Below are 13,755 nucleotides of genomic sequence, written 5' to 3' on the forward strand. Positions count from 1 at the left end.
CCGCTGGGCCGCGCCGGCTTCGCCAACCACGTCGAGCGCGGCCCGGTCGAGGCGGCCAACGACGAGCGCGGGGACGACGGCCTGCGCCGGGCCCGGCGGATCAGGCGGCGCTCAGTAGAACAGCAGCCACAGCAGGCCGACGATCAGAAGCCATTTGCCGGCGTAGTAGACCTGCCGGTGGCTGACCTTCAGGGCCTTGGCCTTCAGGCGCAGCTGGTAGGCGAACGCGAAGAAGCGGTTGATGGCGCCCACCGGCTCGTCGCCGGTCTCGTTCTGCGACGACGCGGCGGCCATCACGTGGGTTGCGAACATGCGGTTGAACCAGCGCACCGGCGCCGTGTGCAACGGGCGCTCCACGTCGCAGAACAGCACCACGCGCTGCTGCTGGGTCTCGTTGGCGGCGTGGTGGATGAAGGTCTCGTCGAACATCACCACCTCGCCGTCCTTCCAGTGGTAGCGCTGGCCGTCCACCTCGATGAAGCAACCGGGGTCGTTGGGCGTGGTCAGTCCCAGGTGGTAGCGCAGCGAGCCGGCGTAGGGATCGCGGTGCCGCACCAGCGTGGCCCCCGGTGGCAGCGACGCGAACATCGCTGCCTTGATGCTGGGGATGCTCTTCAGCAGCGCCACCGTCTGCGGGCACAGCGCGTTGGCGCTGCTCAGTTCCTTGCCGTACCAGGTGAGGTAGAAGCGCTTCCAGCCGGTGCGGAAGAAGGAGTTGAAGCCGATGTCGTTGTAGCTCGCGGCCGCACGGATCTGGCCCTCGTCGTTGAGCTTCAGCGCCTCGTCGCGGATGGTCTGCCAGTTCGCCTGCAGCGGCGCCAGTTCCGGGAACTGCTGCGGGTCGAGGTAGGCCTTGGCCGGCACGCGCGAGAACAGGTACATCAGCGCGTTCACCGGCGCCAGCACGATGGTGAAGTCGAGTGCCCGCTTCAGCGGGAAACGCACCTTGCCGCGGAAGTGGATGAACAGCGCCGAGGCGAGGAAGACGACGAGGACCCAGTGACGCAGTTCCATGATGTCCGTGGCTCAGCAGGGGGTCATTTCTGGATGTCGCCCAGGCAGAGGTACTTGATCTCCACGTAGTCGTCGATGCCGTGGTGCGAGCCCTCGCGGCCCAGGCCCGACTGCTTGACTCCGCCGAACGGCACCTCGGCGGTCGAGATCAGGCCGGTGTTGATGCCGACCATGCCGTACTCCAGCGCCTCGCCGACGCGGAAGATGCGGCCCACGTCGCGGCTGTAGAAGTAGCTGGCCAGGCCGAACTCGGTGTCGTTGGCTAGCGCCACCACCTCGGCCTCGGTCTCGAAGCGGAACACCGGCGCCACCGGGCCGAAGGTCTCCTCGCGGGCGCAGAGCATCTCGCCCGTGGCCTGGGCCAGCACCGTGGGCGCGTAGAAGCGCTCGCCGATGCGCTGGCCGCCGGTCAGCAGCTTCGCACCCTTGGCCAGCGCGTCGGCCACGTGGGATTCCACCTTCGCCAGCGCCGCCTCATCGATCAGCGGCCCCTGGGTCACGCCGGCCTCGAAGCCGTTGCCGACCTTGATGGCCTTCACCTTCGCCGCCAGCTTCTCGACGAAGGCGTCGTAGACGCCGGCCTGCACGTAGAGCCGGTTCGCGCACACGCAGGTCTGGCCGGCGTTTCGGTACTTGCTGATCATCGCGCCCTCGACCGCGCTGTCGAGGTCGGCATCGTCGAACACGATGAAGGGCGCGTTGCCGCCGAGCTCCAGGCTCAGCTTCTTGATGGTCGGCGCGCACTGCTTCATCAGGATGCGGCCGACCTCGGTGGAGCCGGTGAAGCTCAGGTGGCGCACGGTGTCGCTGGCGCACAGCACGTTGCCGATCTGGATCGAGCGCTCCGCGTCGGCCGTCAGCACGTTCAGCACGCCGGCCGGCATGCCGGCGCGCTGCGCCAGCTCGGCAACGGCCAGCGCCGACAGCGGCGTCTGCTCGGCCGGCTTGATGACCACCGGGCAGCCGGCGGCCAGCGCCGGCGCGACCTTGCGGGTGATCATCGCGATCGGGAAGTTCCACGGCGTGATGGCCGCGCACACGCCCATCGCCTGCTTCAGCACCAGGTAGCGCTTGTTGTTGTCGGTGGTCGGGACCGTCTCGCCGTAGACGCGCTTGGCTTCCTCGGCGAACCACTCGATGAAGCTGGCGCCGTAGCCCACCTCGCCCTTGGCCTCGGCCAGCGGCTTGCCCTGCTCGGCGGTCATGATGCGGGCCAGGTCGTCGGCGTGCTGCAGCAGCAGCTGGTACCACTTCATCAGCACCGAAGCGCGTTCCTTGGCGGTCTTGGCGCGCCAGGCCGGCCAGGCGCGCGCCGCGGCGGCGAGGGCGGCTTCGGCGTCGGCAGCACCCAGGTTGGCCACCTGCGCCAGAACCTGACCGGTGGCAGGGTCGGTGACGGCGAAGTGTTCGCCGCGGTCGACCCATGCCCCATCGATCAGCGCGGCGGTCTTCAGCAGGGTGGGGTCGGCCAGGGTGGCCAGCGGCGAATTCTTCATGTCCATGCGGTGTCTCCGGAACCGGTTTTCGATGATACGCGCCGACCCTGTTCCACGCAGGCCATGAGGGTTGCAAACCTATAATGAAAAAGTTTGTTGAATCAAGCACTTGCGCCAGCATTCGCGCGTCGCGGACCGCCGCCGCGCACCGCCCGCCGACCCGACCGAGCCCCCGCATGAAAGCCTCCGAGATCCGTTCCGCCTTCCTGAAGTTCTTCGAGTCCAAGGGCCACCAGATCGTGGCCTCGAGCCCGGTGGTGCCCGGCGACGACCCGACGCTGCTGTTCACCAATGCGGGGATGAACCAGTTCAAGGACGTGTTCCTCGGCTTCGACAAGCGCCCGTACTCGCGCGCCACCACGGCACAGAAGTGCATCCGCGCCGGCGGCAAGCACAACGACCTCGAGAACGTGGGCTACACGGCGCGGCACCACACCTTCTTCGAGATGCTGGGCAACTTCAGCTTCGGCGACTACTTCAAGCAGGATGCCATCGCCTATGCCTGGGAGCTGCTGACCGAGGTCTTCAAGCTGCCCAAGGACAAGCTCTGGGTCACCGTCTACGCGGAGGACGACGAGGCCTACGAGATCTGGAACAAGCAGGTCGGCGTGCCGGCCGAGCGCATCGTGCGCATCGGCGACAACAAGGGCGCGCGCTACGCCTCCGACAACTTCTGGATGATGGGCGACACCGGGCCCTGCGGCCCGTGCACCGAGATCTTCTACGACCACGGCCCCGAGATCCCCGGCGGCCCGCCCGGTTCGCCCGACGAGGACGGCGACCGCTACATCGAGATCTGGAACAACGTGTTCATGCAGTTCAACCGCGACGAGGCGGGCGTGATGCACAAGCTGCCCAAGCCGAGCGTGGACACCGGCATGGGCCTGGAGCGCATCACCGCGGTGCTGCAGCACGTGCACTCCAACTACGAGATCGACCTGTTCGTCGCGCTGCTGGCGGCGGCCAAGCAGGCGGTGGACGCGGCCGGCGCAGGCGACAGCGACAAGGACTCGCCGTCGCTGAAGGTCATTGCCGACCACATCCGCGCCTGTTCGTTCACCATCGTCGACGGCGTGATCCCCGGCAACGAGGGCCGCGGCTACGTGCTGCGCCGCATCGCCCGCCGCGGCATCCGCCACGGCTACAAGCTCGGCGCCCGCAAGCCCTTCTTCCACACGCTGGTGGCCGAGCTGGTGCGCCAGATGGGCGAGGCCTACCCCGAGCTGGCCCGCGCCGAGGCGCGCGTGACCGAGGTGCTGAAGCAGGAGGAGGAGCGCTTCTTCCAGACCATCGCCAACGGGATGGAGATCCTGGAATCGGCCCTGGCCGGCGGCGCGAAGACCCTCGACGGTGAAACCGCCTTCAAGCTGCACGACACCTACGGTTTCCCGCTCGACCTGACCGCCGATGTCTGCCGCGAACGCGGCGTGACGGTCGACCAGGCCGGCTTCGACGCCGCGATGAAGCGCCAGCGCGAGCAGGCGCGCGCGGCCGGCAAGTTCAAGATGGCCGCCGGCCTCGAGTACGCCGGTGCGGCCACCACCTTCCACGGCTACGAGCACCTGGTGCACGAGGGCTCGAAGGTCACCGCGGTCTACGTCGATGGTTCGGCCGTGCCGAGCGCGAAGGCCGGCGACGACGCGGTGATCGTGCTCGACCACACGCCGTTCTACGCTGAGAGCGGCGGCCAGGTCGGCGACGGCGGCGAGCTGCGCAACGGCACGAGCCGCGTGATCGTGGAGGACACGCAGAAGATCCAGGCCGACGTGTTCGGCCACCACGGCCGCGTGGTCGAGGGCGAGATCCGGGTCGGCGACGTGCTGAACGCGCGGGTCGACGGGGAGCAGCGCGCCAGGACCGTGCGCAACCACAGCGTGACCCACCTGATGCACAAGGCACTGCGCGAAGTGCTGGGCGGCCACGTGCAGCAGAAGGGCTCGCTGGTGAACGCCGAGCGCACTCGCTTCGACTTCGCGCACAACGCGCCGATGAGCGATGCGCAGATCGCGAAGGTGGAGGCGATCGTCAACGCCGAGATCCTGGCCAACGCGCCGACACAGGCGCGCGTGCTGCCGATGGAGGAGGCGCAGAAGCTCGGCGCGATGATGCTGTTCGGCGAGAAGTACGGCGACGAGGTGCGCGTGCTCGACATCGGCAGCAGCCGCGAGCTGTGCGGCGGCACCCATGTGCAGCGCACCGGCGACATCGGGCTGTTCAAGGTGGTCGCCGAGAGCGGCGTCGCGGCCGGCATCCGCCGCGTCGAGGCGATCACCGGCGACAACGCGCTGGCCTACGTGCAGCAGCTCGAGGGCACGGTGGCCGGTCTGGCCGGCGCGCTGAAGGCGGCGCCGGCCGAGGTGCCGGGCCGCGTCGCCGCGGTGCTGGAGCAGCTGCGCACGCTGGAGAAGGAGCTCGCCGCGCTGAAGGGCAAGCTCGCTTCCTCGCAGGGTGACGGGCTGCTGGCACAGGCCGTCGACGTGAAGGGTCTGAAGGTGCTGGCGGCCCGGCTCGAAGGCGCCGACGCGAAGGCGCTGCGCGACACCCTGGACCAGCTGAAGAACAAGCTCAAGAGCGCGGCCATCGTGCTGGCAGTGGTGGAGGGCGGCAAGGTGCAGCTCGCCGCCGGCGTGACCGCCGATGCGACCGCCCGGGTCAAGGCCGGCGAGCTGGTCAACTTCGTGGCGCAGCAGGTCGGCGGCAAGGGGGGCGGCAAGCCGGACCTCGCGATGGCCGGCGGCACCGATCCGGCCGGGTTGGGGGCGGCGCTGGCTTCGGTGGCCGGCTGGGTCGGCGAGCGGGCCTGAGCCGCACGGGCCTGGATCGCATGGAGCCGCTGCAGCGATGCGCGGGCCCGCGCGGCGGGCTGGGGCGGAGGCTCGGGATCGGCGTGGTGCTGGTGGCCGTGCTGCAGTCGGTCGCGGCGCAATCGGCCGGGCCGGAGTTCGTGGCGCCGCCGGGCTCGGCGCGCACCGATGCGGTGGTGCAGGGACCAGTGGTCGATGCGCGGACCCTGGCGCAGGAAGCGGTGGAGCTCTACGGTCGCACCTGCGCCGTCGCCGGCGGCGATGCCGGTGCGCGGGTCGACCTGGCGCTGGCTGCCGGCCTGGCGCCGCTGCAGACCGATGATGCGCAGCGCAGCAGCCTGCTCGGCGGGGCGAGCGGGCAGGTCTACGCCGCACCCGACCGCGAGGCCCTGCTGCAACTGGCGCTCGCGGATGATGGCCGCTGCGTGGTGTGGGCCGAGCATGCCGACGGACCCAGCGTGCTCGCCGGTTTCCTGCGGGTGATCGACGAGGTCCACGGCCCGGGCACGTCGCTGCAGCCGGTGCGCGAGCGCGTGGTGCAGATCACCGGCGGCTGGCGTCGGCAGACCGGTTTCGACCTCGGCGACGAGCCGGCACGGCGGGCCTTCGACGCGATCACGCTGGTCGGCAACCGGCCCGGCGTGCAACTGCTGCGGGCGGCGCCCGTCGATCGTTGACGGACGCTCAGGCCGCCTGCGCGGCAACCGGGGGTGACAGCTGTGCCAGCCCGCGCAGCACGTCGCCGACGATCAGCACGGCCGGGCTGCCCAGGCCTTCGCGCGCCAGCGTGTCCAGCAGGCCGCCGAGCGTGGTGAGCGCGCTGCGCTGCCGCGCGGTGCTGGCGTGCTGCACGATGGCGAGCGGCGTGCCGGCCGGCAGGGCTTCCAGCAGGCCCGCCTGCAGACGGGCCGCCTGGCTCACGCCCATGTAGATCACCAGCGTGAGGCCCTGCGCGGCCGCCGCACCGAGCACGCGCCAGTCCAGCGTGGTGGACTCGTCCTTGGCGTGGCCGGTCACGAGCATCACGCCGTGGGCATGGTCGCGGTGCGTCAGCGGTGCGCCGATCGAGGTGGCCGCGGCGAGGCCGGCGGTGATGCCGTTGACCACCTCGACGTGCACGCCGTGCGCGCGCAGCGAGGCGGCTTCCTCGCCGCCGCGCCCGAAGATGAACGGGTCGCCGCCCTTGAGCCGCACCACGCGTTCGCCGGCCAGCGCCTCGCGCAGCATCAACTGTTCGATGAAGGCCTGCGGCGTGCTGCGGCAGCCGCCGCGCTTGCCGACGTGGACGATGCGCGCCGAGCGGCGCGCGTAGCGCAGCACCGCGTCGCCGACCAGGTCGTCGACCAGCAGCACCGTGGCAGCGCGGATCGCGCGCACCGCCTTCAAGGTCAGCAGCTCCGGGTCGCCGGGGCCGGCGCCGACGAGCCAGACCGTCGGCACCGGAGGTTCAGGCCGAGCGCTCATGGGTTCTTTCCTCGTGTTGTCGCATGGCCGCGTGTGCGCGGACCAGCACCTCGACCTGCTCGACGAGCGGGCCGGGGACCGGCTTCTCTCCGCTGACCACCGCCTGGATGTAGACCGCCGTCGTCGCGGCATCGCTGCTGCGCGGCAGCAGCGGCAGCTCGGCCAGCACGCCCTCGACCGCGGAACGGCCGAGTTCGGGCCGCGGCGTGCCGGCGATGAAGATGTCGAGCTTCGGCAGGCGGCGCGCGTCGGCCACCGGCTCGCCCTCCGTGCCGCGCATCAGCAGGGCATGTGCGCCGGTGTGCTGCAGGAAGCGCGTGTGCGCGGCCGCGTACTCAGGGTGCGTGTAGTTGACGACGCGCAGGCAGGCGCGGCCTCGCGGCGTCAGCAGCTTGGCCACGGTGTGTGCCGGGTTGCGCAGGCCCAGCACCCAGCGCAGTTCGAGCAGCGGCACCAGCGCCGGGCACAGCACCGCGGTGGGCACGAACACCGGCTCATGGCGCGCCCAGGCATCGTGCACGCCGGCGGCGTCGCGCGCGATCGGCAGCCCCAGGCTCTCGAACAGTTCGTAGGTGGTGACGCGCGCCGGATCGTGCAGCGGTCCGTGCACCAGCACCGGCACGCCCTCCTGCGCGAGCAGCAGCGCGAGCAGCGGCGTGAGGTTGGGCAGCTTGCGTGCGCCGTTGTAGGAGGGCAGCAGCACCGGCATGGCATCCGCCTCCAGCACCAGGCTGCGCTCGGCCGCACAGGCGGTGAAACCAGCCAACTCCTCGGTGCTCTCGCCCTTGATGCGCATCGCGATCGCGAACGCGCCGCGCTCGGCCTCGCTCACCGTGCGGTCGAGAACCTGGTTCATCAGGTCGCGGGCCTGGGCCTCGGTCAGCGAACGTGCGCCTTCCTTGCCGCGGCCGATTTCCTTGAGGTAGTGCGCGATGCCCATCGTGATCCGTGTTCCGCAAGACTCAGGCCAAGCCGGCCGTCTGTGCCGTCGCAGGTGCAACGGCTTGCAAACGGAGGCTAGCGCACGCTCGTCGAATGCGCACTCCCCTGGTGTGCGTCAGGCGGCCTGCACCGAACCGCGAACGAGGGTGCGCAAGGCCGGAATGCAGGAGCCGCAGTTCGTGCCGCACTTCAGCAGGCCTTGCAGTTGATCGAGCCGAGCCTCCGGGGTTCCGCTGCAGCGCGTGAGGGCGTCCAGGATCTCGGGCTCGGTGACGTTGAAGCACGAGCACACCTGCCTGCCGCGCGCCACCACCGCCCCCGGCGGCTCGGCGCCCGGCCGCAGCAGCGCGCGACCGTAGGCCTGCGCCGGCAGTTCGTCGGTCAGCAGCGCCTTGATCCAGGCCTCGGCGCGGATGTCGCCGCCGAGCACGAAGCGTCGAGCCTCGCGTTGCCGCCGTCGCCGGCCACCAGCCGCATCGCACGACGCTGGCCGCGCTTGGGGTCGGCATAGCGCAGCGCCTGCGGGCCCGCCACGCCGAGCAGGCTCTCGATCTGCGCCATCAGTTCGTCGGCCGCCGGCTCCTCGGCGGCGGCCCGGAACAGCACGCCGACCACGCCGCGCGCATGCGGCTCGCGCCCGAAGGCACGCAGTGCGCGTAGGAGAACGAGGGCATCAGGTCGCGCAGCCGCTGCTGCGCCAGCAGGGCCTGGTCCTCGGGCAGCCAGGCAGCGGCGAGCAGTTGCCAGGGCATCTCGGCCTTCAGCAGCTTCACCGCCGCGTGCTTGAGCTCGGGCTGCTTCGACTGCGGACAGTAGGCGCTGGGCATCAGCGTGTTGATGCCGGCCAGCCGCACGCCCGACGGCGACAGGCCGGAGACGAATTCCTCGCCCCAGTGCATCGCCACGAAGGCCTGCGCCGGCGCGACCGAATCGCTGGCCCGCACCGGCAGCATCACCGAGCCGCGGCGCGAGGTCACGTGCACCAGCGCGCCTTCCTCCCAGCCGCGACGCACCAGCTCCCGCGGATGGATCTCGACGCCGGGCTCCGCGACGTGGCCGAACAGCCGGCCCAGCGTGCCGGTGCGGCTCATGCCGTGCCAGTGATCGCGCAGCCGGCCGGTGGTCAGCGAGACCGGGTAGCGCGCGTCGCGCGGCTCCGCCACCGGCCGATAGGCCATCGCCGCGAAGCGGGCTCGGCCGTCGGGGGTGGCGAACACGCCGTCCTCGTAGAGCCGGGCGCGGCCTTCGGCCTGGCCTTGCGGGCAGGGCCACAGCTGAGGGCCCTGGTCGAGGCGGGCGTAGCTGAGACCGGTGATGTCGAGGTCGCGTCCGCGCGTGCTCTCGCGGTGTTCGTTCCACACCGACTCGGGGCTGGCATAGGGGAACAGCGAGCCGCCGTTCGCGACGCGGCGCGGCAGCTTCGCTTCGAGTCGGCGTGCAAAGTCGACCGCGGCGGCCCAATCGTGGCGGGCCTCACCGGGCGCCGCAACGGCCGGGCGCACGCGGCTGATGCGGCGTTCGCTGTTGGTGACGGTGCCGTCCTTCTCGCCCCAGGTCGTGGCCGGCAGCAGCAGGTCGGCATAGGCCGCGGTGGCGGTGGTGGCGAAGGCTTCCTGCAACACGACGAACTCGCAGCGTTCGAGGGCGCGGCGCACCGTCGTCTGGTCGGGCATCGACTGTGCGGGGTTGGTGCAGCTGATCCACAGCGCCTTGATCTCGCCGTCGGCGGCGGCCTGGAACATCTCCACCGCACTCTTGCCTGGTGCGGCGGGCACGTCCGGCACGCCCCACAGCGCGGCGACCTCGGCGCGGTGCTGCGGGTTGGCGAGGTCGCGGTGCGCGCTCAGCAGGTTGGCCAGGCCGCCGACCTCGCGCCCGCCCATCGCATTGGGCTGGCCGGTCAGCGAGAACGGGCCGGCGCCGGGTTTGCCGATCTGCCCGGTGGCGAGGTGCAGGTTGATCAGCGCGGCGTTCTTGTCGGTGCCGCTCGAGCTCTGGTTCAGGCCCTGGCAGTACAGGCTCAGCGTCGGCGTGTTCTGGCCGAACCAGCGCGCCGCCTGCACGATGGCGGCCTCGTCGAGCCCGCAGACCTGGGCCACGTGCTTGGGCGTGAACTCGCGCACCCGGTCGCGCAGCGCCTCGAAGCCGGTGGTGTGGGTGGCGATGTAGGCGGTGTCGGTCAGGCCCTCCCACATCAGCAGATGCAGCAAGCCGTGGAACAGTGCCACGTCGGTGCCGGGCAGCAGCGGCAGGTGCAGGTCGGCGACCTCGGCGGTCTCGGTGCGGCGCGGGTCGGCGACGATCAGCTTCATCGCCGGGTTGGCGGCGCGCGCGTCCTCGAGCCGGCGGAACAGGATGGGGTGGGCCCAGGCGGTGTTGCTGCCGGCGATGAAGATCGTGCTGGCGTGCTTCAGGTCGTCGTAGCAGGCCGGCGGCGCGTCGGCGCCGAGCGTCGCCTTGTAGCCGGCCACCGCGCTGCTCATGCACAGGCGTGAGTTGGTGTCGACGTTGTTGGTGCCGATCAGCCCCTTGGCGATCTTGTTGAAGACGTAGTAGTCCTCGGTCAGCAACTGGCCCGACAGGTAGAAGCCCACCGCGTCGGGACCGTGCTGCGCGATCACCGCCGCGAAGCGCTCGGCGGCCTCGTCGAGCGCGGCATCCCAGCCCACCGGCTGGGCGGTCTGGCCGCGCGCAGCGCGCCGCAGCGGCTGCAACAGGCGCGTCTGCTGCGTGATGGCGGCCGAGGCGGTGAGATGCAGCGTGCTGCCCTTGGTGCACAGGCGGCCGAAGTTCGCCGGGTGCTCCGGATCGCCGCGCACGCCGGTGATCTGCGCGCCCTGCGACTCGATGATCACGCCGCAGCCGACACCGCAGTAAGGACAGGTCGATCGGGTCTCGCGCATGGGATCGGGCGTGCGGTCGTCAGTCGTCGTCTTCAGGCCGTCGCCTTGCTGCAGGGGCCCGCGACCGGGGCGACGGCGTCGAGTGCCTTGCCGGCCAGTTCCGCGGCATCGAGGAAGACCTCGCCGCCCTCGACCTTGCAGGCGAAGGTCGGCGTGCAGCCCTCGTCGGGCGCCTTGGCGCAGCCGTCGGCCAGACCGATGGTCCAGTTGTGCAGCGGGCAGGCCACGCTCTCGCCGAACACGATGCCCTGGCTCAGCGGGCCGCCCTTGTGCGGGCAGCGGTCGAGCAGCGCGAACACCTTGTCCTCGCTGTTGCGGAACACCGCCACGGCCACGGCGTTGGCCCGCAGCACGCGGCGCGCGCCCAGCACCGGGATGTCTTCGACACGGCAGATCGTCTTCCAGTCACTCATCATCAGTCTCCTTCGGGCTCAGGCGTTCAGCGCGTCGAACTGGCGCTTGTCGACCTCGGCCTTGTCGAACTCGAACCACGGGTCGGGTTCGCCGTCGAGCGCGAACTGCAGCCGCTCCCACAGCGCCTTGCGGCCCTCGGCGTCGTCGAGGATCTTCTTCTTCACGTAGTCGAGCCCGACCCGGTTCACGTAGTGCACCGTGCGCTCGAGGTACCAGCCTTCCTCGCGGTAGAGCTGGCAGAAGGCGCCGGTGTACTCCAGCACCTCCTCCGGCGTCTTGAGCTTGACGAAGAAGTGCGCCACCTCGGTCTTGATGCCGCCGTTGCCGGCCACGTACATCTCCCAGCCGGAATCGACGCCGATGATGCCGACGTCCTTGATGCCGGCCTCGGCACAGTTGCGCGGGCAGCCCGACACGGCGAACTTCACCTTGTGCGGCGCATACATGCGCCACATCGCGCGCTCCAGGTCCTTGCCCATCTGCGTGCTGTCCTGGGTGCCGAAGCGGCACCACTCGCTGCCCACGCAGGTCTTCACGGTGCGCAGCGCCTTCGCATAGGCGTGGCCGCTGGGCATGCCGATGTCCTTCCAGACCGCGGGCAGGTCTTCCTTCTTCACGCCCAGCAGGTCGATGCGCTGGCCGCCGGTGACCTTGACGGTCGGGATCTTGTACTTGTCCACGGCATCGGCGAGCCGGCGCAGCTCGGAGGCCGTGGTCTCGCCGCCCCACATGCGCGGGATCACCGAGTAGGTGCCGTCCTTCTGGATGTTGGCGTGGCTGCGCTCGTTGATGAAGCGCGACTGCGGATCGTCGCGCGCCTCCTTCGGCCAGGTGCTGATGAGGTAGTAGTTGACGGCCGGCCGGCAGCTCGAGCAGCCGTTCGGGGTGCGCCAGTTCAGGGCCTTGTAGACGCCGTCGACCGTGAGCAGCTTGCTGCCGTCCGACGGCACGGTGCGGATCGCCTCGCGCACCTCGGCGTGGCTGTAGTCGGTGCAGCCGCACATCGCCTTCTTGGTGGGGGCGGCGGAGTAGTCGCCGCCGGCGGTGAACATCAGCAGCTGCTCGACCAGGCCGGTGCAGGAGCCGCAGCTCGCGCTGGCCTTGGTGTGCTTCTTCACCTCCTCGAGGGTGAACAGGCCCTTCTCCTTGATGGCCTTGCAGATCGTGCCCTTGGTGACGCCGTTGCAGCCGCAGACCTCGTCGCTGTCGGCCATGGCGGCCGCCTTGCTGTGGCCCTCGTGACCGGTGTCGCCGATGTTGGACTCGCCGAACATCAGCTTGTCGCGGATGTCGGCAACGCTGCGGCCCTCGCGCAGCAGCTTGAAATACCAGGAGCCGTCGACCGTGTCGCCGTACAGGCAGGCACCGACCAGCTTGTCGTCCTTGATGACCAGCTTCTTGTAGACGCCGCCGAAGGGATCGCTCATCACGATCTCCTCGGTGTCGGTGCCGCCCATGAACTCGCCGGCCGAGAACAGGTCGATGCCGGTGACCTTGAGCTTGGTGCTGGTCAGGCTGCCGGTGTAGCGGCCGATGCCGAACTGCGCCAGGTGCGTCGCGCACACCTTGCCCTGCTCGAACAGCGGCGCCACCAGCCCGTAGGCGATGCCGCGGTGCGCGGCGCATTCGCCCACGGAGTAGATGCGCGGGTCGGTCACGGTCTGCAGGGTGTCGGTGACGACGATGCCGCCCCGGCCGTCATTGAAGCAGTGCAGGCCGGCCTTCAGGGCGAGTTCGGTGTTGGGGCGGATGCCGGCGGCCATCACCACCAAGTCGGCGGGGATCTCCTGGCCGTCCTTGAAGCGCACGGCCATCACGCGGCCGTCCTTGTCGCCGATCAGTTGCTCGGTCTGCGCGCCGATCAGGAACTTCAGGCCGCGGTCCTCCAGCGACTTCTGCAGCAGCCTGCCCGCCACGTCGTCGAGTTGGCGTTCCATCAGCCACGGCATGATGTGCACCACGGTCACCTGCATGCCACGCAGCATCAGGCCGTTGGCGGCCTCCAGCCCCAGCAGGCCGCCGCCGATCACGACGGCGTGCCGGTACTTCTCGGCCGTCTGGATCATGGTGTTGGTGTCGGCGATGTCGCGGTAGGCGATCACGCCCTCCAGGTCCTTGCCCGGGACCGGCAGGATGAAGGGGTTGGAGCCGGTGGCGATCAGCAGGCGGTCGTATTCGGCCTCGGTGCCGTCGGACGCGCGAACGATGCGCTTCACGCGGTCGATCTCGGTGACCTTCTTGCCCAGGTGCAGCGCGATGCCGTGCTCGGCATACCAGTCGAGCGGGTTGAGGATGATCTCGTCGACCGTCTGCTCGCCCGCCAGCACCGGGCTCAGCAGGATGCGGTTGTAGTTGGGATGCGGCTCCGCGCCGAACACGGTGATGTCGTAGAGATCGGGCGCGATCTTCAGCAGCTCTTCCAGGGTGCGGACGCCGGCCATGCCGTTGCCCACCATCACGAGTTTCATCTTCTTCATGCGCAGATCTCCTTCGACCACAGCTGAGGTTTAGCAATCGGGGTGCCAGCGCGGCGGCGCGCGCGGCGTTCGGCGGCAGAATCGGCGCGCCCCGGCCGCGGCGCACTGCAGCGCGGGGGGAACCTGGATTGCGGCCTTTCATGAGCTTCGACGTCGACATCGGGCATGCCAGCCACAAGGGCCCGCGCGAGCGCAACGAGGACTTCGCCGCGGCGCTGCGGGCAGCGCCGCACGAGGCCGG

Annotated in this window: 8 protein-coding genes and 1 pseudogene; 2 read left to right on the forward strand and 7 right to left on the reverse strand. The window is 70.2% G+C overall.

Annotation, left to right across the window (positions count from 1 at the left end; all coding sequences use genetic code 11):
- Positions 1–111: 111 nt before the first annotated feature.
- Positions 112–1,008, reverse strand: coding sequence for an aspartyl/asparaginyl beta-hydroxylase domain-containing protein (locus Y694_RS14835; RefSeq protein ID WP_152543573.1), 897 nt, complete (start codon positions 1,006–1,008; stop codon positions 112–114).
- Between the two features lie 29 nt (positions 1,009–1,037).
- Positions 1,038–2,516, reverse strand: coding sequence for an NAD-dependent succinate-semialdehyde dehydrogenase (locus tag Y694_RS14840; protein ID WP_036233844.1), 1,479 nt, complete (start codon positions 2,514–2,516; stop codon positions 1,038–1,040).
- Between the two features lie 170 nt (positions 2,517–2,686).
- On the opposite strand from Y694_RS14840, the gene alaS reads away from it, so the two are divergent.
- Together alaS and Y694_RS14850 are read left to right on the forward strand one after the other, a co-directional pair.
- The gene (gene alaS, locus Y694_RS14845; RefSeq protein ID WP_011829916.1) at positions 2,687–5,314 is read left to right on the forward strand and encodes an alanine--tRNA ligase; all 2,628 of its coding nucleotides are present in this window, start codon (positions 2,687–2,689) and stop codon (positions 5,312–5,314) included.
- Between the two features lie 20 nt (positions 5,315–5,334).
- Positions 5,335–5,991 (forward strand): NMCC_0638 family (lipo)protein, encoded by a 657-nt coding sequence (locus Y694_RS14850; protein WP_036233847.1) that lies wholly within the window; start codon positions 5,335–5,337, stop codon positions 5,989–5,991.
- A gap of 7 nt (positions 5,992–5,998) precedes the next feature.
- Here the strand turns inward: Y694_RS14850 and cobA are convergent, their stop codons facing one another.
- The 5 genes and pseudogenes from cobA to nirB all read right to left on the reverse strand — a co-directional run bounded on the left by cobA (position 5,999) and on the right by nirB (position 13,514).
- The gene (gene cobA, locus Y694_RS14855; protein WP_036233850.1) at positions 5,999–6,778 is read right to left on the reverse strand and encodes a uroporphyrinogen-III C-methyltransferase; all 780 of its coding nucleotides are present in this window, start codon (positions 6,776–6,778) and stop codon (positions 5,999–6,001) included.
- Positions 6,762–7,718 carry a DNA-binding protein YbiB gene (gene ybiB / locus Y694_RS14860; RefSeq protein ID WP_011829913.1) on the reverse strand — a complete coding sequence of 319 codons (957 nt, stop codon included), beginning with the start codon at positions 7,716–7,718 and terminating at the stop codon, positions 6,762–6,764. Before ybiB ends, cobA begins: the two co-directional genes overlap by 17 nt.
- 117 nt (positions 7,719–7,835) lie before the next feature.
- A pseudogene (locus Y694_RS14865) lies at positions 7,836–10,623 on the reverse strand (molybdopterin-dependent oxidoreductase).
- Positions 10,624–10,655: 32 nt separating this feature from the next.
- A complete protein-coding gene (gene nirD, locus Y694_RS14870) occupies positions 10,656–11,036 on the reverse strand; it encodes a nitrite reductase small subunit NirD (RefSeq protein WP_036233853.1) in 381 nt (126 codons plus the stop codon).
- 18 nt (positions 11,037–11,054) lie between these two features.
- Entirely contained in the window at positions 11,055–13,514 is a 2,460-nt protein-coding gene (gene nirB / locus Y694_RS14875; RefSeq protein WP_036233856.1) for a nitrite reductase large subunit NirB, read from the reverse strand.
- Between the last annotated feature and the right edge of the window lie 241 nt (positions 13,515–13,755).

This window comes from Methylibium sp. T29-B, from assembly GCF_000576225.1.
Lineage (GTDB): Bacteria > Pseudomonadota > Gammaproteobacteria > Burkholderiales > Burkholderiaceae_C > Methylibium > Methylibium petroleiphilum.